The 23782-nt window shown below is 70.7% G+C and carries 25 protein-coding genes and 1 pseudogene; 11 read left to right on the top strand and 15 right to left on the bottom strand.

All coding sequences use genetic code 11. The annotated features are described in order from the left end of the window. Positions 1 to 4: 4 nt before the first annotated feature. The 4 genes from ABZ079_RS21365 (at position 5) to pssA (ending at position 3389) form a co-directional block, all read left to right on the top strand. Positions 5 to 517: a MaoC family dehydratase gene (locus ABZ079_RS21365; protein WP_189980545.1), complete on the top strand. Its 513-nt coding sequence runs from the start codon at positions 5 to 7 to the stop codon at positions 515 to 517. Continuing rightward, positions 517 to 1722: an acyl-CoA dehydrogenase family protein gene (locus ABZ079_RS21360; protein ID WP_356940999.1), complete on the top strand. Its 1206-nt coding sequence runs from the start codon at positions 517 to 519 to the stop codon at positions 1720 to 1722. Before ABZ079_RS21365 ends, ABZ079_RS21360 begins: the two co-directional genes overlap by 1 nt. Before the next feature lie 169 nt (positions 1723 to 1891). Continuing rightward, positions 1892 to 2548: a phosphatidylserine decarboxylase gene (locus ABZ079_RS21355; RefSeq protein ID WP_356940998.1), complete on the top strand. Its 657-nt coding sequence runs from the start codon at positions 1892 to 1894 to the stop codon at positions 2546 to 2548. Positions 2549 to 2570: 22 nt separating this feature from the next. Next, positions 2571 to 3389: a CDP-diacylglycerol--serine O-phosphatidyltransferase gene (pssA, locus tag ABZ079_RS21350; RefSeq protein ID WP_356941174.1), complete on the top strand. Its 819-nt coding sequence runs from the start codon at positions 2571 to 2573 to the stop codon at positions 3387 to 3389. A 321-nt stretch (positions 3390 to 3710) separates the two neighbouring features. Here pssA and ABZ079_RS21345 read toward each other — a convergent pair whose 3' ends face one another. Beyond that, complete coding sequence (locus ABZ079_RS21345) at positions 3711 to 4829, bottom strand: glycerate kinase (RefSeq protein ID WP_356941173.1); 1119 nt, start codon at positions 4827 to 4829, stop codon at positions 3711 to 3713. Between the two features lie 198 nt (positions 4830 to 5027). Between ABZ079_RS21345 and ABZ079_RS21340 the strand changes: the two genes are divergently transcribed. After that, complete coding sequence (locus ABZ079_RS21340) at positions 5028 to 6101, top strand: ADP-ribosylglycohydrolase family protein (RefSeq protein ID WP_356941172.1); 1074 nt, start codon at positions 5028 to 5030, stop codon at positions 6099 to 6101. Between the two features lie 29 nt (positions 6102 to 6130). Beyond that, on the top strand, positions 6131 to 6625 hold the full coding sequence (locus ABZ079_RS21335; RefSeq protein ID WP_356940997.1) for an NUDIX hydrolase: 495 nt from the start codon (positions 6131 to 6133) through the stop codon (positions 6623 to 6625). Between the two features lie 4 nt (positions 6626 to 6629). On the opposite strand, the gene ABZ079_RS21330 is transcribed toward ABZ079_RS21335, so the two are convergent. Beyond that, complete coding sequence (locus ABZ079_RS21330; RefSeq protein WP_356940996.1) at positions 6630 to 6830, bottom strand: DUF2191 domain-containing protein; 201 nt, start codon at positions 6828 to 6830, stop codon at positions 6630 to 6632. Positions 6831 to 6861: 31 nt separating this feature from the next. Between ABZ079_RS21330 and ABZ079_RS21325 the strand changes: the two genes are divergently transcribed. Next, a complete protein-coding gene (locus ABZ079_RS21325; protein ID WP_356940995.1) occupies positions 6862 to 7263 on the top strand; it encodes a hypothetical protein in 402 nt (133 codons plus the stop codon). A 47-nt stretch (positions 7264 to 7310) separates the two neighbouring features. Continuing rightward, the gene (locus ABZ079_RS21320) at positions 7311 to 8066 is read left to right on the top strand and encodes a Sir2 family NAD-dependent protein deacetylase (protein WP_356940994.1); all 756 of its coding nucleotides are present in this window, start codon (positions 7311 to 7313) and stop codon (positions 8064 to 8066) included. Between the two features lie 30 nt (positions 8067 to 8096). On the opposite strand, the gene ABZ079_RS21315 is transcribed toward ABZ079_RS21320, so the two are convergent. From ABZ079_RS21315 to ABZ079_RS21305, 3 genes are all read right to left on the bottom strand, one after another. Continuing rightward, positions 8097 to 8588 (bottom strand): methylated-DNA--[protein]-cysteine S-methyltransferase, encoded by a 492-nt coding sequence (locus ABZ079_RS21315; protein WP_356940993.1) that lies wholly within the window; start codon positions 8586 to 8588, stop codon positions 8097 to 8099. Positions 8589 to 8600: 12 nt separating this feature from the next. Further along, a complete protein-coding gene (locus ABZ079_RS21310; RefSeq protein WP_356941171.1) occupies positions 8601 to 10070 on the bottom strand; it encodes an AlkA N-terminal domain-containing protein in 1470 nt (489 codons plus the stop codon). 98 nt (positions 10071 to 10168) lie between these two features. Beyond that, positions 10169 to 10975, bottom strand: coding sequence for a methylenetetrahydrofolate reductase (locus tag ABZ079_RS21305; RefSeq protein WP_356941170.1), 807 nt, complete (start codon positions 10973 to 10975; stop codon positions 10169 to 10171). 1091 nt (positions 10976 to 12066) lie between these two features. Here ABZ079_RS21305 and ABZ079_RS21300 point away from each other — a divergent pair. After that, positions 12067 to 12915, top strand: a complete 849-nt coding sequence (locus ABZ079_RS21300) for a YihY/virulence factor BrkB family protein (RefSeq protein ID WP_356940992.1) — start codon at positions 12067 to 12069, stop codon at positions 12913 to 12915. Between the two features lie 254 nt (positions 12916 to 13169). Here the strand turns inward: ABZ079_RS21300 and ABZ079_RS21295 are convergent, their stop codons facing one another. Next, positions 13170 to 14000 (bottom strand): hemolysin III family protein, encoded by an 831-nt coding sequence (locus tag ABZ079_RS21295; protein ID WP_356940991.1) that lies wholly within the window; start codon positions 13998 to 14000, stop codon positions 13170 to 13172. A gap of 219 nt (positions 14001 to 14219) precedes the next feature. On the opposite strand from ABZ079_RS21295, the gene ABZ079_RS21290 reads away from it, so the two are divergent. Then, on the top strand, positions 14220 to 14780 hold the full coding sequence (locus tag ABZ079_RS21290) for a hypothetical protein (RefSeq protein ID WP_356940990.1): 561 nt from the start codon (positions 14220 to 14222) through the stop codon (positions 14778 to 14780). Positions 14781 to 15100: 320 nt separating this feature from the next. Here ABZ079_RS21290 and ABZ079_RS21285 read toward each other — a convergent pair whose 3' ends face one another. Together ABZ079_RS21285 and ABZ079_RS21280 are read right to left on the bottom strand one after the other, a co-directional pair. After that, entirely contained in the window at positions 15101 to 15304 is a 204-nt protein-coding gene (locus ABZ079_RS21285) for a cold-shock protein (RefSeq protein ID WP_161200952.1), read from the bottom strand. Positions 15305 to 15546: 242 nt separating this feature from the next. Then, a complete protein-coding gene (locus tag ABZ079_RS21280; protein WP_356940989.1) occupies positions 15547 to 15885 on the bottom strand; it encodes a MerR family transcriptional regulator in 339 nt (112 codons plus the stop codon). 1047 nt (positions 15886 to 16932) lie between these two features. Between ABZ079_RS21280 and ABZ079_RS21275 the strand changes: the two genes are divergently transcribed. Beyond that, complete coding sequence (locus ABZ079_RS21275; protein WP_356940988.1) at positions 16933 to 17289, top strand: hypothetical protein; 357 nt, start codon at positions 16933 to 16935, stop codon at positions 17287 to 17289. 109 nt (positions 17290 to 17398) lie between these two features. Here ABZ079_RS21275 and ABZ079_RS21270 read toward each other — a convergent pair whose 3' ends face one another. From ABZ079_RS21270 to ABZ079_RS21240, 7 genes and pseudogenes are all read right to left on the bottom strand, one after another. Beyond that, the gene (locus tag ABZ079_RS21270) at positions 17399 to 17707 is read right to left on the bottom strand and encodes an SCO5918 family protein (RefSeq protein WP_356940987.1); all 309 of its coding nucleotides are present in this window, start codon (positions 17705 to 17707) and stop codon (positions 17399 to 17401) included. Positions 17708 to 17789: 82 nt separating this feature from the next. Continuing rightward, positions 17790 to 18058, bottom strand: a pseudogene (locus tag ABZ079_RS21265) (hypothetical protein); the annotation flags it as partial. A gap of 132 nt (positions 18059 to 18190) precedes the next feature. After that, on the bottom strand, positions 18191 to 19666 hold the full coding sequence (locus ABZ079_RS21260) for a DEAD/DEAH box helicase (protein ID WP_356940986.1): 1476 nt from the start codon (positions 19664 to 19666) through the stop codon (positions 18191 to 18193). Positions 19667 to 20023: 357 nt separating this feature from the next. Then, positions 20024 to 20227: a cold-shock protein gene (locus ABZ079_RS21255; protein WP_003973099.1), complete on the bottom strand. Its 204-nt coding sequence runs from the start codon at positions 20225 to 20227 to the stop codon at positions 20024 to 20026. Positions 20228 to 20640: 413 nt separating this feature from the next. Further along, positions 20641 to 21150 carry an O-acetyl-ADP-ribose deacetylase gene (locus tag ABZ079_RS21250; protein ID WP_356940985.1) on the bottom strand — a complete coding sequence of 170 codons (510 nt, stop codon included), beginning with the start codon at positions 21148 to 21150 and terminating at the stop codon, positions 20641 to 20643. Then, positions 21147 to 22565 (bottom strand): NAD(P)/FAD-dependent oxidoreductase, encoded by a 1419-nt coding sequence (locus ABZ079_RS21245; protein WP_356940984.1) that lies wholly within the window; start codon positions 22563 to 22565, stop codon positions 21147 to 21149. The genes ABZ079_RS21250 and ABZ079_RS21245 overlap by 4 nt, the downstream gene beginning before the upstream one ends. A 338-nt stretch (positions 22566 to 22903) precedes the next feature. Next, positions 22904 to 23749 carry an inositol monophosphatase family protein gene (locus ABZ079_RS21240; protein ID WP_356940983.1) on the bottom strand — a complete coding sequence of 282 codons (846 nt, stop codon included), beginning with the start codon at positions 23747 to 23749 and terminating at the stop codon, positions 22904 to 22906. Between the last annotated feature and the right edge of the window lie 33 nt (positions 23750 to 23782).

Here is a 23782-nt window from a genome sequence, read left to right as displayed (position 1 = left end):
GGCGATGCAGTTCGGACGCACCTACGAGGAGTTCGAGGTCGGGGCGACGTACAAGCACTGGCCGGGCAAGACGGTCACGGAGTACGACGACCACCTGTTCTGTCTCCTCACCATGAACCACCACCCGCTCCACATGGACACCAACTATGCGGAGAAGACGACGGACTTCGGCAAGAACGTCGTCGTCGGGAACTACATCTACTCCCTGCTGCTCGGCATGTCGGTGCCGGACATCTCCGGCAAGGCGATCGCCAACCTGGAGATCGAGTCGCTCAAGCACGTGGCGCCGACCTTCCACGGCGACACGATCTACGGCGAGACGACCGTCCTGGACAAGTGGCCGTCGAAGTCGAAGAACGACCGCGGGATCGTCTACGTCGAGACCAAGGGCTACAAGCAGGACGGCACCCTGGTGTGCGTCTTCCGCCGCAAGGTCATGGTGCCCACCGAGACGTACACCAAGGAGCGCGGCGGCGAGCAGCCCGGCCGCCCGGAGCTGAAGCAGCAGGAGAAGTAATGGCGCGCCTCGCCCAGACCGCCGGTCTGACCGACGTCCAGCAGGAGATTCTCTCCACCGTCCGGGACTTCGTCGACAAAGAGATCATCCCGGTCGCGACCGAGCTGGAGCATCGCGACGAGTACCCGCAGCAGATCGTGGACGGCCTGAAGGAACTCGGCCTTTTCGGTCTGATGATTCCCGAGGAGTACGGGGGTCTGGGTGAGTCGCTGCTCACCTACGCGCTGTGCGTGGAGGAGATCGCCCGCGGCTGGATGTCCGTGTCCGGCATCATCAACACGCACTTCATTGTGGCGTACATGCTCAAGCAGCACGGCACGCAGGAGCAGAAGGACCACTTCCTGCCGCGCATGGCGGCCGGCGACATCCGCGGCGCCTTCTCGATGTCCGAGCCGGGCCTCGGCTCCGATGTGTCGGCGATCACGTCGAAGGCGGTCAAGGACGGCGACGAGTACGTCCTGAACGGTCAGAAGATGTGGCTGACGAACGGCGGCACGTCCTCGCTCGTGGCCGTTCTCGTCCGTAGTGACGAAGGACACCCCGAGGGCACGGCGCCCCACAAGTCCATGACGACCTTCCTGGTCGAGAAGGAGCCCGGCTTCGGTGAGGTCCGCCCCGGCCTGACGATCCCCGGCAAGATCGACAAGATGGGCTACAAGGGCGTCGACACCACCGAGCTGATCATGGACGGCCTGCGCATTCCGGCCGATCGGGTGCTCGGCGGGGTCACCGGCCGAGGTTTTTACCAAATGATGGACGGCGTGGAGGTCGGCCGCGTCAACGTGGCGGCGCGCGGCTGCGGCGTCGCCCAGCGCGCCTTCGAGCTGGGCGTCCGGTACGCCCAGCAGCGGCACACCTTCGGCAAGCCGATCGCCCAGCACCAGGCCATCCAGTTCAAGCTGGCCGAGATGGCTACCAAGGTCGAGGCCGCGCATGCCATGATGGTCAACGCGGCTCGCAAAAAGGACTCCGGAGAACGAAACGACCTTGAGGCTGGGATGGCGAAGTACCTCGCCTCCGAGTACTGCAAGGAGGTCGTGGAGGACGCCTTCCGGATCCACGGCGGCTACGGCTTCTCCAAGGAGTACGAGATCGAGCGCCTCTACCGGGAGGCCCCGATGCTGCTGATCGGTGAAGGTACCGCCGAAATCCAGAAAATGATCATCGGGCGCAGGCTGCTCGAAGAGTATCGATTCCAGGGCTGATTGTCCGGATACGGGGTGTTTTCTTCGAGAAGAAGATCACACCCCGTCAACACTCTTCGGACGCCGACTCGGCTTCCTGGCTTGCCCAGTTGTGGCCCGCGACCGGTACGATCCCGGAAAGCCGCCGTCCCCCGTCATAGCGCGGCATCGTCCGCTACGAAGGTCATCCATGCCCCACAGCCAAACCTCTGCACCTCGCGACAGCCGAGCCGGCGTACGCCTCGCGCGCGGAGCATCGCCGTGGCTTCTCCCGACCGTCGCCACCGCAGCCCTCAGCCTGGCCCGCGCTCGCCGCTCGGGCGCCGCCAAGGCCGTCGCCGTGCCCGCCACCGCGCTCGCGGCGGGCATGCTGTGGTTCTTCCGCGACCCCGAGCGTGAGATCGCCACGGGCCGGGTCATCTCGCCCGCCGACGGTGTGGTGCAGAGCATCATGCCGTGGAAGGACGGCCGCACCCGGGTCGCGATCTTCATGAGCCCGCTCAATGTCCACGTCAACCGGGCGCCCCTCGCGGGCACGGTGACGTCGGTCGAGCACATCCCCGGCGGCTTTGTTCCGGCTTTCAATAAGGAGAGCGAGAACAACGAGCGCGTAGTCTGGCATTTCGACACCGAACTCGGCGACATCGAGATGATCCAGATCGCCGGCGCGGTGGCCCGCCGCATCGTGCCCTACATCCCCGAGGGCACGAAGGTCGAGCAGGGCGACCGTATCGGTCTGATCCGCTTCGGCTCGCGTGTCGACCTCTACCTGCCCGAAGGCGTGGAGGTCGCGGTCGAGGTCGGCCAGAAGACCGTGGCTGGGGTGACTCGCATTGACCGTGATTGATCCGGAGACCCAGGCGGGCTGGGTGCCCGAGGCCGACGAGGTGGACGACGACGAGGAGATGCCTCTTTCTCTCCGCCTGTCGATAGCGGACACCCTCACGCTCGGCAACGCCACGTGCGGCTTCATGGCGGTGTACTTCACCACCACCGGCATCCTGATCCCGCACCTCACCGGCAGCCAGGAGTCCGGCATGGCCCGCCACAGCGCGGCCACGGCGGTCATTCTGATGCTCTGCGCGGCGGTCTTCGACCTGTTCGACGGCCTGGTGGCGAGAAAGCTGCGCTCCTCCCCGATGGGCGCCGAGCTGGACAACCTCTCCGACCTGATCAGCTTCGGCCTGGCACCGGCGTACTTCGTGCTCGTCTACGGCATGGTCGCGGACGACGCGCACCAGAGAGTGGCGGCGCTCGGGGCAATCGTGGTGCTCCTGGCCGTCGTCCTGCGTCTGGCGCGCTTCTCGTGCGTGACGATGAAAGACGGCGTGTTCCAGGGCATGCCCTCACCGTTCGGCGCGCTGACGGTCGTCTCGATCGTGCTGCTGGAGCTGCCCTTCGTGGCGACGCTGCTGGCGATCCTGGGCACGGCGTGGCTGATGGTCAGCCGGGTGGAGTACCCCAAGCCGCGGGGCCGCCTCGCCGGCGCGATGCTCTCCTGGATCGTCCTGTCCATGGGCCTGCTGGCCGCCTGGGCCTTCGACGCCCCGAGCGGCCAGCTGCTGCTCCAGACGGGCTGCGCCCTGCAGCTGGTCATGGGCGCGGTGATCCCGCTGTTCGCGACGGCTCGCCGGGTGAACAACTTCCGCGACAACCGCCGGGAGGCGCGGGCGGCGCAGCTGCCCTGAGCCTCCTTACCGGCCCAACGGGTGTGGCCCGAGTCCATGCGACTCGGGCCACACCCGTTTCCCGGTACAGCTGGGCACGGCAGCCGGCCAAGGGGCACTACGACGTGGGCATGCTGGACCTTCAGGGTCCCGTGCTGCCGGCCGGCGCGCACGAGGTGTCCACCGGTTCGGGAACAGCCAGACCGTGAGTGTCGCCGGGGTTGATCGTTCTGTCCGGTTCACCGTGGACGATGACGATGGGAACCCGCTCCCCGAGCACATGGGTGTCGGACGTGTCCTCGCGCGGTCAGACGGGACCAGGACGGTCCGTGCGGCCACCGCTCAGTTCGGGAAGTCCCGCCCGATCTGCTCCGCGACCCGCTCCAGGATCGGCCCGGCCTCCGCGATGCACGTCGCCACGTCCGGCTCGACGGAGGTCAGCGGATACGCCCGGCCGATCCCGGCCCGCCGCAGCGCCTCCTGCGGCAGCGCGAGCCGCCCGCACACCGCCACGACGTCCTTCCCGGCCGCCCGCGCCGCCGCGGCGACCCCCGCCGGCGCCTTCCCGTGCAGCGTCTGCTCGTCCAGTGACCCCTCACCGGTGATCACCAGCGAGGCCCGCTCGAGTGCGGGTGCGAAGCCCAGGACATCCAGCATGACGTCGATGCCGGGACGAAAGCGGGCGCCCAGGAGCAGAGCGCCGTAGCCGATGCCGCCCGCCGCGCCCGCCCCCGGGGCCGCCGCGTACTCCGCCGCCCGCGGTCCGGCCTCGGCCTCGAGCACCTTGGCATAGTGCGCGAGCGCCGCGTCCAGGGTCTCCACGTCGTCCGGCGACGCCCCCTTCTGCGGGCCGTACACCGCAGCCGCGCCCTTCGGCCCGGTCAGCGGGTTGTCGACGTCGCTCGCCAGCACCAGCTCGACCGAGGACAGCCGGGGGTCGAGACCGGAGAGGTCCGCGCGGGCCAGGCCGGCCAGCCCGCCGCCGCCCGGGGAGACCGGCTCGCCGTCCTCGTCCAGGAAGCGCGCGCCGAGCGCCGCCAGCATGCCCGCGCCGCCGTCCGTCGTGGCGCTGCCCCCGACGCCGAACACGATCGTCCGCGCACCCGCGTCCAGCGCGGCCCGCAGCAGCTCCCCCGAGCCGTACGTGGAAGCCGTCAGCGGCGCGAAGACACCGGCCGGGAGGCGCTGGAGCCCGCTCGCCTCGGCCATCTCCACGACCGCCGTGCCCTCGCGCAGCGCGAACGCGGCGGTGACCTCCCGGCCGAGCGGTCCGGCGACCCGGATCTCCCGCCGTTCGAAGCCGGCCGCGACCGCCGCGTCCACGGTCCCGTCGCCGCCGTCGGCCACGGGCAGCGCCTCCACCTGAAGATCCGGCACGGCCCGGCGCAACCCGGCCGTCACTCGCTCGGCGACCTGTACGGCCGTCAGCGAGCCCTTGAACTTGTCCGCGGCGATGAGCACCCGACGGGTCTCGTTCACTGCAGCGTCCGCCACCTTGCTTTCCCCTTGCTCTCCGGGCCCCGCGCACGTCAGGGCCAGTCGCGCCGCTGCGACCATAACCTCAGGACGCCCTCCCCGTCATGCTCCGACCGAACCATGGGAAGCCCCTGAGATGCGGCCGGGGAAAACGGGTAGACCCCAGCCATGACCACCCGCCCCATGACCATCGGGCGCACCGAGCCCGACCTCGCCGACCGCATCCACGGCGGCTGGCTCGGCCGGATCGCGGGCAACATGCTCGGCAAGCCGGTCGAACAGGGCGAGGTGTGGACCCGCGACCGCATCGACCGCTATCTGCGGCGGGCCGCCGCCCTGCCCCTCACCGACTACCTGCCCGAGCCCGCCGACGCGGCCGAGACCGCCGTACTGCGCCCCGAGTGGCGCGCGTGTGTGCGCGGCCGCATCCACGGCAGCTGCCGGGACGACGACGTGGACTACGCGATCCTCGGCCTGCACCTGCTGGAGACCCACGGCTTCGCCTTCAGCACCGAACAGGTCGGCGACCTGTGGCTGCTCCGGCTGCCGTACCTGCAGACCTTCACGGCGGAGCGGGCGGCGTACCGCAATCTCGCGAACGGGCTGAAGCCGCCGCTGACGGCGACGTACGACAACCCGTACCAGGAGTGGATCGGCGCCCTCATCCGCGCCGACGTGTACGGCTGGACCTGCCCCGGCGACCCGTCCCGCGCCGCCGGTCTGGCCCGCCGGGACGCGGTGCTGTCGCACACCGGCAACGGCGTGTACGGCGCGATGTTCGCGGCGGGGCTGATCTCGGCGGCCTTCACCGCCCCGACCGTACGGGACGCGCTGGAGCGAGCTCTCGGCCTGATTCCCGCGAGCAGCCGCCTCGCCCGTACCGTGCGGCGGGTCACGACCCTGCACGAGACGCGGCTGCCGTGGGAGGAGACCCTGGCCACGCTGTCCGCGGAGACCGCCGGGCTCGGCTGGATCCACACCGTGCCGAATGCCGCCGTGCTCACCGCCGGGCTGCTCTACGGTGACGGCGACTTCACCCGGACCATCGCACTGACGGTGCGCGGCGGCCTGGACACCGACTCCAACGGGGCGACGGCCGGCTCGGTGGCCGGTGTCCTCCTCGGCGCGGCCGCGATCCCGGACCAGTGGAAGGACCCGCTGGAGGACACCGTCCGCAGCGCGGTGTTCGGCTTCGACGGCGTACGGATCAGTGCGCTGGCCGAACGCACCCTGCGCCTGGCGACGAGCGGGGCATAGCCCCCACCGTGGCTGGTTACCCTTCCTGGATGACCACGACTGACGACTTCGCCACGTACATCGCGAGCCTGCCCCGTGTCCTCGCCGGAGCCGCCGCGCTCTTCCGGGACACCGACGGGCGTGTGCTGCTGGTCGAGCCCAACTACCGTGAGGGCTGGGCGCTTCCGGGCGGGACCATCGAGTCCGACGACGGGGAGACCCCGCGCCAGGGCGCGCGGCGGGAGACGCTGGAGGAGATCGGGCTCGACCGCGAACCGGGCCGGCTGCTGGCCGTGGACTGGGTGCTCGGCGCGGGCCGGCCGCCGCTGGTGGCGTACCTGTACGACGGTGGGGTCCTCGCGGACGCCGACTTCAAGGCCATCCGGCTGCAGGAGGAGGAGCTGCTGTCCTGGCGTCTGGTACGGCGCGAGGAGATCACCGAGTACCTGCCCGGCGCGCTCGGCCGCCGCGTCCTGGCCGCCCTGGACGTCCTCGCGGACGGCTCCGGCGCGGCGGAGCTGGAGAACGGCCACCGGGTGGCGTGACCGGTCAGCCCTCCGGGTCCCGCGGCTTGGCGTCCACCTCGCGCAGCGCCTCGTCGCGTGCGGCTACCCTCGCCTCCGTGCGGTGTCCGCGCTCGATGTAGTCGCGGACGACGAGTTCGACGGCGTCCTGGGGGTTGCCCACCCCGGCGAGCACCATGACCTCCACGACGAGCTGGGCGTCGAGCGAGACAGTCACCTTGGCCATGCCCGGACGCTAGCATCGGGAACTCCCCGCCGTGACCGGAATCCCCGACACGAGGACCGGCCGACCCGAGGACGACACCGCGCCGATGCCCCGCCCCGCCCACCCGGACGACCTCGCACCGAAGCGCGGCCCCGCGGCCCCCGACGACGACCGCGGCTGTCTGCGGCTCGTCATGGCCGCACCGCTCACCCTGCTCACCCTCGTTGCCGGGTTCTTCTGCCGGGCGGCGCTCACCATACGCCCGTCCGGCCCGTGGGACGACGACGCGTACGCCGCCATGGTCCTGGCGTGCGTCCTCACCGTGGCGGCCGGCGGTGCGGCGACCGGGCTGTGGCTGTTCCCGTCGGTGCGGCGGGTCTTGGGGTGGGGCTGGGCGGCGCCGGCACTGACGCTGGCCGCGGTGGCCGCGGTGCGCTGGGCGTGGCTGGGCTGAGGTTATCCGTTGGCGGGGGCCGGAACGCCCGGCCTACCCTCGAGTACATGACCAAGCTTCTCGTCGCGGTGCTCAGCGGCGCCGGTATCTCCACCGACTCCGGGATTCCCGACTACCGCGGTCCCAACGGGCTGTGGCGGCGGGAACCGGAAGCCGAGAAGCTCGTGACCTACGAGTACTACATGGGCGATCCGGAGATCCGGCGGCGGTCCTGGCAGATGCGGCGCAAGAACCGCACGCTGAGGGCCGAGCCGAACGCGGCGCACCGGGCCGTCGCCGAGCTGGAGCGGTGCGGCGTCCCGGTGCGGGTGATCACGCAGAACGTGGACGGCCTGCACCAGCTGGCCGGGATGCCGGCCCGCAAGGTGCTCGAACTGCACGGCAGCGCGCGCAGTGTGGTGTGCACCGGGTGCGGTGCGCGGAGGCCGATGGAGGACGCCCTCGCCCGGGTCGAGGCCGGCGAGGAGGATCCGTCGTGCCTGGAGTGCGGCGGCATCCTGAAGTCGGCGACGGTCATGTTCGGCGAGCGGCTGGATCCGGTGGTCCTCGGTGAGGCCCTGGCGATCAGCAAGGCGTGCACCGTTTTCATCGCGGTCGGCAGCAGTCTGCGGGTGCAGCCCGCCGCCGGTCTGGTCGGGGTCGCCGCCGACCACGGCGCCCGCCTGATCATCGTCAACGCCGAGCCGACACCGTACGACGAGCTGGCCCAGGAGGTGATCCGCGAGCCCATCGGCACCGCCCTGCCCGGGCTCCTGCGGCGGCTCGGTGCCGAGAGCGGCGTGAACGGCCCGGACGGCGTCTAGGCCGGTCGTGCGCCGTGGAGTCGCGGTGTGCTAGAAGAGTGCCGTTCCCCGCTCGAAGTCCAGCAGCTGCCGCTTGCGGTCCAGGCCGCCGCCGTAGCCGGTGAGGCTGCCGTCGGCGCCGACCACCCGGTGGCAGGGGATGATGATGCCGATGGGGTTGCGTCCGTTGGCGAGGCCGACCGCGCGGGAGGCCTGGGGATTGCCGAGGGTCTCGGCGAGTTCGCCGTAGGTGCGGGTCTCGCCGTAGGGGATGCGGGCGAGTCGTTCCCACACGTTGCGCTGGAACGGCGTCCCGGACAACGCGAGTTCGACGGTGAACTCCGTCAGCTCGCCCGCGAAGTAGGCCGACAGCTGCTCCTCGGCCGCAGCGAAGGTGGACGGGTGGTCATCGCGCGGGCCGAAGCCCTCCTCAGGAGGGCGGTGCCGCTGGCCGGCCATGTACAGGCCGCACAGGGCGCCGTCCGCGTCGGCGACGAGGGTGAGTGGGCCGTACGGGCTGTCGATCACGGTATGGCGCTTCACTGCTGACCCTTCTCAGACGGGGAGGAAGTTGATCGGGTGGCTGTCGGTCGCCCACAGATACTGCACCGCGTACGCCCGCCAGGGCCGCCAGGCCTCGGCGCGTGCGGTGAGCGCGGCCGGGGTGGCCGGCAGGCCCGACTCCCCCGCCGCTCGGCGGATTCCGAGGTCGGTGGGGAGGAAGGCGTCGGGGTCGCCGAGGGCGCGCATGGCGATGACGTCGGCCGTCCAGGGCCCGAAGCCGGGCAGGGCGAGCAGCCGGGCACGGGCCTCCACCCAGTCCGATTCGACGCCCAGGTGCAGAGTGCCGTCGGCGAGTTGCCGGACGAGGGTGGTGAGGGTGGTGCGGCGGGTGCGGGGCATGGCCAGGGTCTCGGGGTCCACGTCGGCCAGCGCCTCGGGGGACGGGAAGAGGTGGGTGAGTCCGCCCCCCGGGTCGTCGAGGGGCTTGCCGTGTGCGGTGACCAGGCGGGCCGCGTGGGTGCGGGCGGCGGCCGTGGACACCTGCTGTCCGAGGACGGCACGGACGGCGAACTCGGCCTCGTCGACCGTGCGGGGCACCCGGCGGCCCGGGGCCCGGTCGACCAGGGGCGCGAGCAGCGGGTCGGTGCGTAGCCGCCCGTCGACGGCGACCGGGTCGGCGTCCAGGTCGAGCATGCGGCGGCAGCGGCTGATGGCCACGGTCAGGTCGCGCAGGTCGCTGAGGGTGAGGCGGCAGGCGATGTGGTCGGGCCGCGGGGTGAGGGCGGCGATGCCGTGCCCGTAGGGCAGCCGGAGTGTGCGCCGGTAGGCGCCGTCGCGCCACTCCTCGACGCCGGGTACCGCCGTGGCGGCGAGGTGACCGAACAGGTTGTCGGGGTTGAGCGGGGCGCGGAACGGCAGGCGCAGGGAGAGCGTGCCCGGGGTGCTCGCCGCGCGGCTGCCGGGGACTCGGGCGCGCAGCTCGCTCGGGGACAGGGCGAAGACCTCGCGGACGGTGTCGTTGAAGGTGCGGATGGAGGAGAACCCGGCCGCGAAGGCGATCTCCGCCATGGGCAGCGGGGTGGTCTCGATGAGCAGGCGCGCGGTCTGGGCGCGCTGGGCGCGCGCGAGTGCGAGGGGCCCCGCGCCCAGCTCGGCGAGCAGTTGCCGCTCCACCTGCCGGATGCTGTAGCCGAGCCGGGTGGCGAGTCCCGGCACGCCCTCCCGGTCCACGACGCCGTCGGCGATGAGCCGCATGGCCCGGGCGACCAGGTCGGCGCGCTGGTTCCACTCCGGGGAGCCGGGGCTGGTGTCGGGGCGGCAGCGCTTGCAGGCCCGGAAGCCGGCCTGCTGACAGGCGGCGGCGCTCGGGTAGAACGTCATGTTCCCGGCCTTGGGCGGGACCACCGGGCAGCTGGGCCGGCAGTAGATCCGGGTGGTCAGGACGGCCGTGAAGAACCACCCGTCGAACCGCGCGTCCTTGGAGCGCACGGCGCGCACGCAGTGCTCCCGGTCGAGGTGCATCCCTGTCCGCATGCGTCCAGCATCGACCACCGCCGGACCCCGCCGCTGGCGGAAATCCGACACGTACGTGGGCGTGACCAGGGGGCGCCTTCGGGTTACTAGAGGCGGCTCTCCCGCTGGAACCGGGAGACCCACTCGGCGGTGGTCCGCAGCCCGCCGAACGTGTAGAAGTGCACCTTCACCTGGCCGTGCCGCGCGGGGTCGTACCCGTCGGCCAGCGCGTGCAGGAAGCGGTCCGGTCCGGTCGTGCCCATCAGGTTGGTCAGCGAGAAGCCGTACTTGCGGGCGACGGAGGCGCTGGTGGCGACGCCGAACCGGGTGGCGTAGCCGAGCAGCCGGCGCACGCCCGCCGGGCCGGGGACGCCGATGCGGACGGGCAGGTGCACGCCGCGGGCGCGGACGGCCTCCAGCCAGGCGAGGACCGGGTCGGCGTCGAAGCCGAACTGCGTGATGACCTCGCCGCCGAACCGGTCGGTGCCGATGGCCGCCGCCTTGTCGGTGAGCGCCGACCACAGCGTGGGACCGGCGATCGCCGGGTGGCCCTCGGGGTAGCCGCTGATGCCGACGTGGCGGACGCCGTGCTGCCGCAGCGGACCGGTGCGCAGGAGGGCGAGGGCGTCCGCGTAGGGGCCCTCGGGGCGGGCGGGGTCACCGCCCACGACGAAGACGTTCTCGGCGGTGCCGTCCGCCGCCAGCCCGGACAGGAACTCCTCCAGGGCGGAGTGGGAGGGCAGGCGGCGCGCGGAGATGTGCGGTACGGGGACGAAGCCGAGCCGTTTGACCGCGCGGGCGGCCGTGAGCCGCATGCCGAGGTCCTCGCCGGCGAGGAAGGTGATGTTGATCCGGGTACCGGGCGGGATGCTGTCGCGGGCCTCCTCCAGCCGGGGCACGTCCTTGCCGGTCATCTCCAGGGAGAAGTCGTCCAGGAGGCCGTTGGCCGGCCTCCGGCTCTCGGCTCCGTTCGGGGCGGGGGTACCCCCGTCGGGCGGGGCGGTGAGAGCGGGGTTCATCGTGCTCCTCGTACGGCGGTGGTCCTGACCCCGGCCGATGATGCCACGCGCGCCGCCGCCGCTTCGGCCAGGGGGCGGCGGCCGCTACCGGCCTCCGGGGAGGGCATGGCCATGGCCGGGGCATACAACGGCCGCGGCAAGGCACATGGCCGTCGCCCCACACGGCCGCTCCGCCAGGCCTGCGGCCGTCTCCCGGCCTATGGGCGCGGACCGGAACAGGACCGGTCGCTCGCATCAGGGTTCCAGTAGTACGTGCCCGGTATCGCGGCACCCCCACGGGGCGAACGCGTTCGGGCAGCTCATCACCGAGTCCAGCGCATGCAGCAGGTGCCTTCTGCACCGCGCCTTGCCGCAAGTGGCTGAAAGCCGACGGAGATTGAGCAGTGAATCACGGAATGACCCCAACCGGCACCATGAGCTTGGCCCGAAGTCGCCAAAGGGCGATCCTCCGGCGCCTCGAACCGTACTGACGGATGCCCACCTCGGCGCTGCCTCTCGTGTGACAGCCCGCGGAGTTCCCGAGTTTCTCGCGGACTAACAGCGTCCCACCAGGTCAGGCGCCTTTGCGCGGCTGGCTCAAGGACGGCGACGCACTCCGCATGACTTCCTGGGCCTCGATCTGCCTGCCCCCTCAGGCTGCCGGGGAGCCGAGTGCGCCGCACGCCATCGCAGCCCGCCTGGGCGCCCGGCCGTCGGCAAGGCGCCGGGGGCGGGTACACGGCAGGAGGTCGCGCCGGTTCCCTCGCGCGTGCCCGTCCCGCCCCCGACTGCCACATTCCTACCCCTGCTGCCGTTTGGTACCCCTGCAGGCGGTATGGCCTCTTACGCGCCCGATCGCCTGCGCGTCCGCAGTGCGCACGGGGTCCGGCCGTCATATGGGCCGGACCCCCGGCCCGAGCGGTGACTCAGAAGGCGTGCCGGGCAGGCGTAGGGTGACGGCGAGAACGTCTCGAGCAGCAGTCCCAGGGAGTGAGAGCATCCGCGTCATGGACGATGCAGACGGTCACACGGCTCGGTGGTGGACGGCGCTGCGCCGGACGCCGGTGGCCGTCTGGAACGACGACGTCACGGACTGGGCCGCCGCGCTGACCTATTACGCGGTCCTGGCCCTGTTCCCCTCGCTGCTGGTGATCCTCTCGATCCTGGGGCTGACCATGCCCACGGCCAAGCCGGAGGTCATCGACCGCATGGCGCAGGCCGCCCCGGCCGCGTCCCGCGCTCTGCTGCGCAGCACCCTGCGGCAGATGGCCGCAGAGTCGTCGACGGCATGGACGCTGATCTTCGTCGGAGGGTCGGGAGCCCTGTGGTCGGGATGCAGCTATCTGAGTGTCTTCCGCCGGGCGTTGTACGCCATGCATCGGATCGACGCGGACCGGCCGGTCTGGCGTACCGCTCCGCGCATCATCGCCACGGCCCTCGTCCTGGTCTCCCTGCTTCTCACGTCGACCCTGGCGTTGTTGATCACTGGCAACCTGGCCCGGCGTCTGGGCCGGGCGCTGGATATGGGTGCCGGCCAGGCTGCCTGGGACACACTACGGTGGCCGGTCGTGGCCGCGGTCGCCGTCGCTCTGGTGCTCGTCCTGTACCGGTCAGGACCGGCGCGCTCCCGCCCTGTCGGGAGGATGGCGCCCGGCGGCACATTGGCGGTGGTGCTCCTGTCGGCCGTCTCACTCGGATTCGCCGCCTACACCTCCCATGTCAGCACCTACGACCGTCTGTACGGTTCGCTGGCAGGCGTCGTGATCTTCCTGGTCTGGCTGTGGCTGTCCAACCTGTCCCTTCTGGTCGGCGCTCAGTTCAACGCAGAGCTGGCGAAGCCCGTGCACGGGGAATGAGCCGGTCTTCCAGTACCTGCGGCTGACCACCCGTAGCCTCCGGCCGGTTCGCCTTCGGCCGCCCGGGCGGTCGCGGCCTACGACCTCGCGCGGTGCGCCGCGTCACGGGGTGCACGCCGCCCGCCGGTAGACCGGCCGGATCGCACGACGCAGCCGCGGTGCCCGCCCGGCCGACAGGCCTCGCGACACGAGGCACTACGCCCGGCATCTGTCCCGCTCCGCGGCACACCGGAGCCAGAACGCTGTCGCGGTGGTCAGTAGGTGGCCAGGGAGATGGCCGTGTAGTGCGCGGTGAAACCCACCACGGTCAGCGCGTGGAAGACCTCGTGGAAACCGAACCAGCGCGGTGAGGGGTCGGGCCGCTGGAGGGCGTAGACCACCGCGCCCGCGCTGTAGAGGAGACCGCCGGCAACGATCAGGACGACTACGGCTGCTCCGCCTGTGTGCAGGAAGTCGGGCAGGTAGCGCACCGGCGCCCACCCCAGGGCCAGGTAACACGGGGTGTACAGCCAGCGCGGAGCTCCCACCCACACGACCCGGAACGCGATACCGGCCAACGCGCACGCCCACACGGTCCACAGCAGCAAGGACCGCTGGTCGGGCGGGAGGAGGAGCACGGCCAGGGGGGTGCACGTACCGGCGATGATCAGGAAGATGTTGGCATGGTCGAGACGCCGCAGAAGAGCCTCGCCGCGCGGTCCCCAGGTGCCGCGGTGGTAGATGGCGCTCGTTGCGAACAGCAGCCAGGCGGTGACCGAGTACACGGCGCAGGCCAGGGCCGCCCGCGGAGTACGGGCCAGGCAGATGAGTACGACGCCTGCGATCAGTGCGGCGGGGACCATTCCGGCATGGAGCCAGCCACGCAACCTCGGCTTGATCGGTTCGGCCAGGTCGGCCACCCGCTCCACGAGAGCAGCAACCGGGTGAGCCTTCTCCCCTGCGTCGCCGCCTTGTGATCCGCAGGGCAGCCCGTCTTCACGACGGTCTCCACGCGCCGAGGCGACGTGACCACATTCGAGTTCAGCGGCGTCGCGGGACGCAGCTTCCCGTCCTCCCCCGGACTCCTGGGCGTCACTGGCAGCCATGCGATCATGCTAGGAGACCGCACCCGGACAGCATGGGAGGCCGGTCCAGACCCGCGGGCCCAGTCTCCGGGCATGGGCTGTTGCGCCACCATGTGAACTGCGGACCCCGGTGATCCTGTCGCCAATCGGGCCTGCCGAAGCCGAGTAGATCGGCTGGCCATGGGAACGATCAGGGCTTCCGAACGGGCATCTCCGCTCGCCTACGCGCAAGGATCGCCGATGCTTCCTGAGGTCCGCCCCCATGTATCCGCCCCCCTCGCACACCAGCTGGAACACCAACTGGGCCTGGCTTCGCATCTCGAAGCCGGCCATCTCGATGTGGAGCACGTCGCCGGCATCGCAGTCGTCGCGGCTGCCCACTCCGATGGCTATGCGGCCACCGGCCATCTCCTCGGGCTGCTGGCCGCGCTACCCGCCCCCACCAAGGCGGGAGAACGCTTCTGGTCGGACCTGTGGAGGTCTTCGGGCACCGCTTACCTGCTACCCGTCAACATCAAGGCGCTGGTGCTGCGTTCCCTGGGAGGAGAAGGAACCCCACTGGCCCGACAGATCCTCTCGGCCGTTGATGAGATGACCCCGCCTCAGCGCGTCGCGACCGGGGAGGTGATCGGCCAAGCCCTCGCCGAGTCCGACCATCTTCCCGACCTCAAGACACAGGTCATCGGAGAACTGTGGCTCCGAGATCTCGAGCTCACCGCCTGGCGCGTCCTGCATGCGGACCGCAGGGCGGACGATCCGGCCGGACGGAAAGCCTTCCTCGACGCCTGGACCAGCGTCTGAAGCTCTGCTCCTCCAGCGACCTGCACCGCAGCTTTGCGGCCCTCGGCTCAACAGCGACACGTACGGTGAGGTGACCGAGCCGGGACAACGCCAGAAGCGACCGAGTTCAGGAAGTTCCCGCCCGAGGTTCGCGCCGCCCCGGATGCACCTCGGCAGATCAGGGCCGCCCAGCCATTGCTGCGCGGCCCTGATCCAGTGGACCACAGGTCCTCGGCGCCCGGCACGAGAGCGGATCCCATGGTCCGGCTGAAGCACGGCCCCCACGGGCTGCGGCGGTCACCGGACGCGGAGTGCGCTCTCCCTCGGGCAGGGCTGTGGGGTCAGGCCGGGTTGATGTTCTCCGCCTGCGGGCCCTTCTGGCCCTGGGTGACGTCGAACGTCACGCTCTGGCCCTCCTGGAGCTCACGAAAGCCGGAGGAGTTGATTGCGGAGTAGTGCGCGAAGACGTCCGGGCCGCCCCCGTCCTGGGCGATGAAGCCGAAACCCTTTTCCGCGTTGAACCACTTCACGGTTCCCGTAGCCATAGTCATGCCTTCCAGTCGATGAACGCCCCCACTCCATGTGGAAGGCGGAGGTGATCGCCCTGGTTCCTGCGGCACAGCACAGCAAAACGCCCACGCCAAGGCGTGGGCAAAGGGGGGAACTCCGAACCACGACAGCTGACACAGACGCTACACGCCCGCACGCCACGTCACCACAGGAACGATCACGCCACACACCGGGACCGTGCGTGCGGTGCCCGCCGGTATCGGCGGGCACGCGCCTCTCATGCCGCGGCCGGGGGGTTGGGTGATCCGGCGGCGCGGCGGTGTTCGGCGTTGATGCGCAGGGCTTCTTCGAGCTGGTCTTCAAGGATGACGATGCGGCAGGCGGCCTCGATGGGGGTGCCCTGGTCGACGAGTTCGCGGGCGCGGGCCGCGATGCGCAACTGGTAACGGGAGTAGCGGCGGTGGCCGCCCTTCGAACGGAGCGGTGTGATCAGCCGGGCCTCACCGACGGCGCGGAGGAAGTTGGGGGTGGTACCGAGTATCTCGGCAGCTCGGCCCATGGTGTAGGCGGGGTAATCGTCGTCGTCGAGACGGCCGAGGGAATCGTCCGCTGTCATCTCACCTCTCTGTGGAACACGTCGAGGGGCCCTGGTGCCGTACCGGCACCAGGGCCCCGAAGGAACTGCTACACCATCTGCCGGCCCTAGTGCTGCGCCGGCCTTCTGTGTCCGCTGACCCGACCGAGTCGCTGTCGGGGGCGCGGGGATCGCGATTGCCTGACCGGAGACCACCTCACTATCGATGTCCTGCGGTACCCGGGCTCGAGACTTCCGCCCGGGCGATCCTGATGGCGCTTGGCTCCTCCGTTCTTCCCTCGGTGATCAACTACTTACCAAGCGGGGTACTGCTGGTGATGTGGACTCCCCGGTGCGCGCGCCCGCAGCCGACGCCTTCACCGGGGTACTGCTCACTGACTTCGCTGCTGAGTGCCTGTACTACTGCCCGGCAGTTCATCTCTGCCGGGCTTGCTCGATCTCGGCTACGAGAGAAACCATAACCACGTCACCGCCGCATGTCTACTCTGGCGGGCATAGATTTCCGCTTGCCCGGAGATGAGGTAACCGCCTCAACTGGTCCATGGACGGTCTGAGCAGCCCCGAAGCCGAGGTCCGGCGCTCGGAGTGGTTCACGGCCACGCAGCCCCTACCGTCGGCGGGTACCGGCCCCCACTGGGCATTCATGCTTGCGGCCGTATCCCCCGACAGCTCGGCCGGTGACGGGCGCGTCACGAGGGCCGGTGCCGGCCTTGACGTCCTGGTCCGATGACCGGGCAGCTCATGGAAGCGGTGCACGCCGGCGCTGGTGCCGCGATGTACGGACCGGCGCTCCCGCCGCGGCGTCAGCACCTCGACGAAAAGCTGCTTCCCGGCCCGCGGCCACTCTCTCGTGCTGAGCATGACGGCCGTCAGCGCCACAACCGCCCGTTCCACGACGGCCGTTGCGACGCACGCGATAGGGCACGGGCTTTCCCGCCGTGATCGACCGCCTCACCCGCGCCACCGCGGTCACCCACCGGGCCTCCGGCGGCAGGACCGTGAGCGCTCGCCTTGCCCGGTAGCGCCACCGCTGAAGCAGCCGGATGACCCGTGAATATAATGTCCCTCGTGTCGAAGCCTGACGAGCTGCTGGTTGATGTCGCCGCCCTGGTCGAGTCCGGGCAGAGCAATCAAATGTCCCTGACCGTGGTCACCGGTGGTGCTGTCATCACCGGTCGGCTGGCCCCCGAAGCGGTGTGGAGGCAGCGGGTGTCGGAGGTACTGACGGATTCGGACCGCTTGGGCGAGTTCTCCGCCGTCTTCGACACCCCCGCGACCAACGGGCCGCCCGCGCATCTGCACTTCCATGTCGCCCGGATCCTGCAGGGCACGATGGGGATCCCGGAGACGGGCGGAATGTACCGTGTCGCGATCGAGGACGTCAGCGCCTGGACCGTGGGCGACTTCAGCTACTCCGATCGCTGAGCGATCACCGCGGCGGGAATACGCTGAACGGCGGTGTGGGGTCCGGCCGGCACGCGCCGGTCGGACCCCACACCGCCGTTCAGGTGTCGGCTCGTGCCTGTTCCCCCGGTCAGACGGATGCGGGGGTGCCGAGCAGCGCGGAGGCTTGCTGGAGCGGGCTGAGGGTGGGTACGGGTGCGGCCTTGGGGAGGGTGCGGCAGGTGAAGCCGAGCTGAGCCATGGCCCGAAGGACTTCGGCGGCGCTGAAGTCACGGCGGTCCTGGCGGGTGATGACCTGGCCGACTTGCTTGACGGGATAGTGGCGACGGCCGATGATCACCGATTCGCCGGTGACCGGTTCGGGCTTGACGCCCTTCATCGATTCCAGCACGCCGCTCTTGGTGAGCTCGAAGGGGAAGCGGGCGATGACGCAGCGCATGTGACCTCACAGGGAGAAGGGGAGAACGGCCCGACCAGGGGTGAGGCGGTTCAGCGGGAGAGGACGAGGATGTCCGCGACCTGCCTTGCTCGCCGACGACCGGCAGGGCGCCGAGCCCACGGGAGCGCATCGCGTGCTCGGCTTCGGCCGCAGGGGCAACGGGTGGGGTGAACGATCCGTGGTCGCCGGGGATGCCGCGCAGGCGGACGCGGTCCGTGGGGCGGAGCTGTCGCGGACGGCGGCGAGTTCGGCCGGGGTGACCGGGCCGGTGCCCTGGTCCTCCCGGTCACAGACGACCAGTCGGCCCGTGCGGGCGGCGGCCATGACGGCAGGCGCCACCTCGACGCTCATGTCGTCACAGACCTGCGGTCCCCTCAACGGCTGTCCCGTGCACGGCGTTGGCGCTCGCCGGGCGGGGCTGAGCCTGAACCAGCCTCATGGTGCCTCCTGCTGAGGGAGGCCGGCTTCCTGATCACGAAGGTTCTAGGCCGCCGCGTCGAAGACGGACTTGCGTACGGGCGCGCGCCGGGTCGCCGAAGAGGGGCGGCGTCGGCCTCGGGAGGAGGCGCTGCGCTTGGGGCGTTCGACCACCGGTGCGGTGATGACGACCGGGATGCCGGACGGGGCCTGGGCTCCGGTGATCCGGCTCAGCGCCTCGTCGCCCGAGCGTACCTGGGTGGTCTGCGGCCGGATTCCGGCGTCCGACATGAGGCGGACCATGCCGCGGCGCTGGTTCGGCGTGACGAGCGTGACGACACTGCCGGACTCACCCGCGCGGGCGGTACGGCCGCCGCGGTGGAGGTAGTCCTTGTGGTCGGTCGGCGGATCGACGTTGACGACGAGGTCCAGGTTGTCGACGTGGATGCCGCGCGCCGCGACATTGGTCGCTACCAGCACGCTGACGTGCCCCGTCTTGAACTGCGCCAGCGTGCGGGTGCGCTGCGGCTGCGACTTGCCGCCGTGCAGCGCGGCGGCCCGGACCCCGCTGTTGAGCAGGTCCTGGGTCAGCCGGTCGACGGCGTGTTTGGTGTCCAGGAACATGATCACGCGGCCTTCGCGGGCGGCGATCTCCGTGGTGGCGGCGTGCTTGTCGGCGCCGTGGACGTGCAGGACGTGGTGCTCCATGGTCGTGACCGCACCGGCCGACGGGTCGACCGAATGCACGACGGGATCGGTCAGATAGCGGCGCACCAGCAGGTCGACGTTACGGTCCAAGGTGGCGGAGAACAGCATCCGCTGCCCCTCCGGACGCACCTGGTCGAGCAGTGCGGTGACCTGGGGCATGAAACCCATGTCAGCCATCTGGTCGGCCTCGTCCAGCACCGTGATGCCCACGTGGTTCAGCCGGCAGTCGCCACGGTCGATGAGGTCCTTGAGCCGGCCCGGGGTCGCGACGACGACCTCGGCCCCGCCTCGCAGCGCGCCGGCCTGCTTGCCGATCGACATCCCGCCCACCACCGTCGCCAGCCGCAGCTTGACGGAGCGGGCGTACGGCGTGAGTGCGTCGGTCACCTGCTGCGCCAGCTCACGCGTCGGTACGAGGATCAGCCCCAGCGGCTGGCGGGACTCGGCACGCTGTCCAGCGGTGCGGGCCAGCAGGGCGAGGCCGAAGGCGAGGGTCTTGCCGGAACCGGTGCGCCCGCGGCCCAGGACGTCACGTCCGGCCAGGGAGTTCGGCAGCGTCGCGCCCTGGATCGGGAACGGTGCGGTCACACCCTGCTTGCCGAGTTCGGCCAGCAGGTGGTCGGGCATGTCGAGATCGGCGAAGTCCTCGACGGCGGGCAACGCGGGGGTGATCGTCTCGGGGAGCGCGAACTCGCCTTGCACGGCGGCGGGCCGGCGGCCGTGACCGCCGGAACGGCGCGGTGCCGGCGAGCCGAAGCGGCTGCCACCCTTTCCGGCGTCGGCCCTGCCATTGCGGGTGCGCGGGGAACGGTCGTTCGTACGGGTGCGGTTCATGCGGAACCTTCCTCGATGCGGCACATATCAAGGAATTCCCGCAGCGATGAGCGGCATGGAGAATTACGAGTATGGACCGATGTCAAAATTAAGCGACTCTGGCCGGCGGAACATCCAGGCCTGCGCGGGTGGTGAAATGCGTGACGCGGTGGGGACGTAAGATCCGGGCGTCGACTGCGGTGTGGCTCCGCGGGATGCGCCTGCATCCCTGAAGCATCCCTGAAGGAGGACCCGCGCGTGGCGAGACCGCGGAATACCCCCGACTCGCCCAGCGGGTCACACCGCTACGGGAAATGCGTGCAGCTGGGGCCCGCACCCCGAAGGATACGGGCCCCAGCTACAAAGTGTGCGTCAGCGTCAGGCCGGAACGATGTTCTCGGCCGTCGGGCCCTTCTGGCCCTGCGCGATGTCGAAGTTCACCTTCTGACCCTCGAGCAGCTCGCGGAAGCCCTGGGCGGCGATGTTCGAGTAGTGGGCGAACACGTCAGCGCCGCCGCCGTCCTGCTCGATGAAGCCGAAGCCCTTTTCCGCGTTGAACCACTTAACGGTACCAGCAGCCATGTCATATCTCCTTTGGCGCGCTACATCTGGGGCGGTACATCGGAATCCGCACTGCGCGGACACCGTGTCGCTGAGATGATTACCCCGCCGGAAAATGACCGGAAATACAAAAGCGCTCCCACCGTGGCATGAGCCGAATGGGGGCACTTGGAGTTTTGGGAACCACAACTGCAACTGAGATCGACAGTAGCACACCGGAACGGCCGGTGCGTGTCGAATAATCCCACTCTACTCCTCGCGGCAAAAACTCTCCCTGCATGGCCCGTCGAACTCTCACCTCACGGGTACAGATATTGATTCACCCGGAGTGCAACGTCTAGGGAGATCGCCCTTCAGGTCAGAGGAGTTTTCAGCCCGACTCCGGAATCGCCACACACTCGACGTGCAGGTCACCAACCGGACCGTGAGTCCGGTCAGCGAAGCCGCGCGGCGAACGCCTCGTACGCCCGCTCGTCGAAGAGAACGAACCGCACCTCTTCGACCGCCGTGTCCGTGGCTCGCACCGTCTCCACCGCGATACGGGCGGCATCCTCCAACGGCCAGCCGTAGATGCCGGCGGAGACGGCGGGAAACGCGACCGTACGAGCACCGAGTTCATCCGCAATCCGTAGCGACTCCCGATAACAGGAGGCCAGCGACTCCGACCGGTCCTCCTCGCGGGTGAAGCGCGGACCCACCGTGTGGATCACCCAGCGGGCGTCCAGTTCTCCGGCCGTGGTGGCGACCGCCTGGCCGGTGGGCAGGCCCTTGCCGTACCGGGAGGCGCGCAGCGTGCGGCACTCCTCCAGGATGGCGGGGCCGCCCCGGCGGTGGATCGCGCCGTCCACTCCCCCACCGCCGAGCAGGGAGGAGTTGGCGGCATTGACGATCGCGTCGGCGCTCTGCCGGGTGATGTCACCCTGAACGAGGGTGATGGTGGTCATGTCCGCCTCAGTCTCCGCCATACGGCCTTGGCCGCGTTGTGCCCCGACATGCCGTGCACCCCGGGTCCCGGCGGGGTGGCCGAGGAGCAGATGAACACGGCCGGGTGGGGGGTGTGGTACGGGAACAGGGACGGTTTGGGGCGCAGCAGCAGCTGGAGTCCGGAGGCCGCGCCGCAGGCGATGTCGCCGCCGACGTAGTTGGCGTTGCGGGCGGCCATCTCGGCGGGACCGGCGACGGCGCGGGCGAGCACCCGGTCACGGAAGCCGGGGGCGAAGCGCTCCAGTTGACGTTCCATGACGTCTGTGAGGTCACCGGACCAGCCGTTCGGGACGTGACCGTACATCCAGAAGACCTGTTTGCCCTCGGGGGCGCGGGTGGGGTCGACCACGCTGGGCTGCACGGTGATCATGAACGGCCTGTCGGGGGCGCGGCCCTTGAGGGCGGCGGCACGCAGTGCGGTGCCGATCTCGGCACTGCTCGCGCCGATCTGGACGGTTCCGGCGACGCGGGCCTCGGGCGCGGTCCAGGGCACCGGGCCGTCCAGCGCGTAGTCGATCTTGAAGACGCTGGGGCCGTACCGGTAGTTCGCGTAGTGGTCACCGAAGCCGGCGATGCGGGCGAGCGCGGTGGGCGAGGTGTCGAAGACGTACGCGCGCGCGGGCGGCAGGTCGTCCAGGCGCTTGACCTCGTAGTCGGTGTGCACGGCGCCACCGAGGTCCTTCAAGTAGGCGGCGAGGGCGTCGGAGATTGCCTGGGAGCCGCCTCGGGCCACCGGCCAGCCGCGGGCGTGGGCGGACAGGGCGAAGACCAGGCCGATGGCGCCGGTGGCCGGCCCGCCGAGCGGGGCCATCACATGGGCGACCAGGCCCGCGAAGAGTGTCCTGGCCCGCTCGTCCTTGAAGCGGCGCATCAGCCAGGTGGACGGGGGCAGCCCGGCCAGACCGAAGCGGGCCAGGGTGACGGGGTCGCGCGGGAGCGCGGTCAGCGGCAGGGACATGAAGTCCCGTACGAGGGTGTCCCAGCGGGCGAGGAACGGCTCGACCAGCCTGCGGTAGGCGCCCGCGTCCCGTGGCCCGAAGGATGCGGCGGTCTCGGCGACCGACCGGGCCAACACGGCCGCGCTGCCGTCGAGGAAGGGATGCGCCATCGGCAGGTCGGCATGCAGCCATTCGAGGCCGTAGCGGTCGAGGGGCAGGGCGCGGAAGGCGGGCGAGTTGATGCCGAGGGGGTGGGCTGCCGAGCACGGGTCGTGCCGGAAGCCGGGGAGGGTCAGCTCCTCGGTGCGGGCGCCGCCGCCCAGGGTGGGCTGCGCCTCGAACAGGGCGACGGAGAAGCCACGGCGGGCCAGCTCCACGGCAGCGGTCAGTCCGTTCGGTCCCGCACCCACTACGACCGCATCGAGCATTGACGGCACCTTCGGACCCCTTCGTCAACCGATGGCCACTCGGGATCAGGATATGCCGGGGAACCGGCACTCTCGGGCCCGGGTGGCCCGGCCCGCGGGAGACCGCCCCGGCGGTGCGGTGGCGCATCCGTGCGACAGCGCTGTGGCCCGGCGGCTCTGTGGCCCGGCGGCGCAGTGACGGCGGCGCGGTCGCGCGATCGACGGTTCCCGTGCCCGGGCGTCAGGCGCCCCGGGATCGCGGGCCCGAGCGATCACACCCTCGTCCAGGATGCCGCCCGAGCGGTCGGGCCGCCGCGGGATGCCCGCCCGAGGCGTCAGGCCACCGTGCGAGACCCGCGCACCAGCCGTCAGACCGCCGTGCGGAGCAGGTCGGACAGGCGGCGGGCGGTCGTGGCGTCGCGGGCGGCGGTGAACGGCAGGGCGTTGCCGCCGGCCACGCGGAACGGCTCGCCGGCAAGGGTGAGGTGCGCGCCGCCCGCCTCCTCGACCAGGAGCAGCCCGGCGGCGTGGTCCCAGGCGGCCTCCCAGTCGAACGCCACGGCGTCCAACTCGCCCCGGGCGACGGCGAGATACTCCAGGCCCGCGGAACCGCACGGGCGGGGTGCGACGCCGTCGGTCCCCAGGGCGCGCAGCGCGCGCTTCTGCTCGTCGGTGGTGAAGTCGGGGTGCGAGGTGGCGACGACGAGGTCCCGGCCGGGCTCCGGCGGCCCCGCGAACAGCCGCTCGCCGTCGAGGAAGGCACCCTGGCCCCGGACGGCGGTGGCGAGTTGGTCGCGTGCCGCGGCGTACGTCCAGGAGGCGATCACGACGCCTCGGTGGGCGAGCGCGACCAGGGTGCAGAATCCGTCGTCGCCGTGCACGAACTGGCGGGTGCCGTCGACCGGGTCGACGATCCAGACCGGTGCGTCGCCCCGGAGCGCTTCGTACGTCGCCGGGTTGGCGTGCACCGCCTCCTCGCCGACCACCACGGAGCCGGGCAGCAGGGCACCGAGGTCCTCGGTGAGCCGCAGCTCGGCGAGGCGGTCGGCGTCCGTCACCAGGTCGTGCGGTCCGCTCTTCTGGTCCACCTCGTGCTCGGCGAGCCGGCGGAAGCGGGGCAGGATCTCGGCGGCGGCCGCCTTGCGGATCGCTTCCTCCACGTCGGCCGAGCAGCGGGTGAGAAACTCCTCGATGGTTTCCGTCTCTTCGATCATGCCTCCATGAGAGCACGCCCCGCTGACAATCCC

Origin of the sequence: Streptomyces sp. NPDC006314 (genome assembly GCF_040613075.1) — a bacterium.
In the GTDB taxonomy this organism is placed as follows: Bacteria; Actinomycetota; Actinomycetes; order Streptomycetales; family Streptomycetaceae; genus Streptomyces.
Note: the sequence above shows the minus strand (reverse complement) of the source record. Positions and strands in the feature narration are given on the sequence as shown.

Coding starts and splice junctions, on each gene's coding strand:
- ABZ079_RS21365 (WP_189980545.1), top strand. CDS start 5: ATGCAGTTCGGACGCACCTACGAGGAGTTCGAGGTCGGGGCGACGTAC.
- ABZ079_RS21360 (WP_356940999.1), top strand. CDS start 517: ATGGCGCGCCTCGCCCAGACCGCCGGTCTGACCGACGTCCAGCAGGAG.
- ABZ079_RS21355 (WP_356940998.1), top strand. CDS start 1,892: ATGCCCCACAGCCAAACCTCTGCACCTCGCGACAGCCGAGCCGGCGTA.
- ABZ079_RS21340 (WP_356941172.1), top strand. CDS start 5,028: ATGACCATCGGGCGCACCGAGCCCGACCTCGCCGACCGCATCCACGGC.
- ABZ079_RS21335 (WP_356940997.1), top strand. CDS start 6,131: ATGACCACGACTGACGACTTCGCCACGTACATCGCGAGCCTGCCCCGT.
- ABZ079_RS21330 (WP_356940996.1), bottom strand. CDS start 6,830: ATGGCCAAGGTGACTGTCTCGCTCGACGCCCAGCTCGTCGTGGAGGTC.
- ABZ079_RS21320 (WP_356940994.1), top strand. CDS start 7,311: ATGACCAAGCTTCTCGTCGCGGTGCTCAGCGGCGCCGGTATCTCCACC.
- ABZ079_RS21310 (WP_356941171.1), bottom strand. CDS start 10,070: ATGCACCTCGACCGGGAGCACTGCGTGCGCGCCGTGCGCTCCAAGGAC.
- ABZ079_RS21305 (WP_356941170.1), bottom strand. CDS start 10,975: ATGACCGGCAAGGACGTGCCCCGGCTGGAGGAGGCCCGCGACAGCATC.
- ABZ079_RS21300 (WP_356940992.1), top strand. CDS start 12,067: ATGGACGATGCAGACGGTCACACGGCTCGGTGGTGGACGGCGCTGCGC.
- ABZ079_RS21295 (WP_356940991.1), bottom strand. CDS start 14,000: ATGGCTGCCAGTGACGCCCAGGAGTCCGGGGGAGGACGGGAAGCTGCG.
- ABZ079_RS21290 (WP_356940990.1), top strand. CDS start 14,220: ATGCTTCCTGAGGTCCGCCCCCATGTATCCGCCCCCCTCGCACACCAG.
- ABZ079_RS21285 (WP_161200952.1), bottom strand. CDS start 15,304: ATGGCTACGGGAACCGTGAAGTGGTTCAACGCGGAAAAGGGTTTCGGC.
- ABZ079_RS21280 (WP_356940989.1), bottom strand. CDS start 15,885: ATGACAGCGGACGATTCCCTCGGCCGTCTCGACGACGACGATTACCCC.
- ABZ079_RS21270 (WP_356940987.1), bottom strand. CDS start 17,707: ATGCGCTGCGTCATCGCCCGCTTCCCCTTCGAGCTCACCAAGAGCGGC.
- ABZ079_RS21260 (WP_356940986.1), bottom strand. CDS start 19,666: ATGAACCGCACCCGTACGAACGACCGTTCCCCGCGCACCCGCAATGGC.
- ABZ079_RS21255 (WP_003973099.1), bottom strand. CDS start 20,227: ATGGCTGCTGGTACCGTTAAGTGGTTCAACGCGGAAAAGGGCTTCGGC.
- ABZ079_RS21250 (WP_356940985.1), bottom strand. CDS start 21,150: ATGACCACCATCACCCTCGTTCAGGGTGACATCACCCGGCAGAGCGCC.
- ABZ079_RS21240 (WP_356940983.1), bottom strand. CDS start 23,749: ATGATCGAAGAGACGGAAACCATCGAGGAGTTTCTCACCCGCTGCTCG.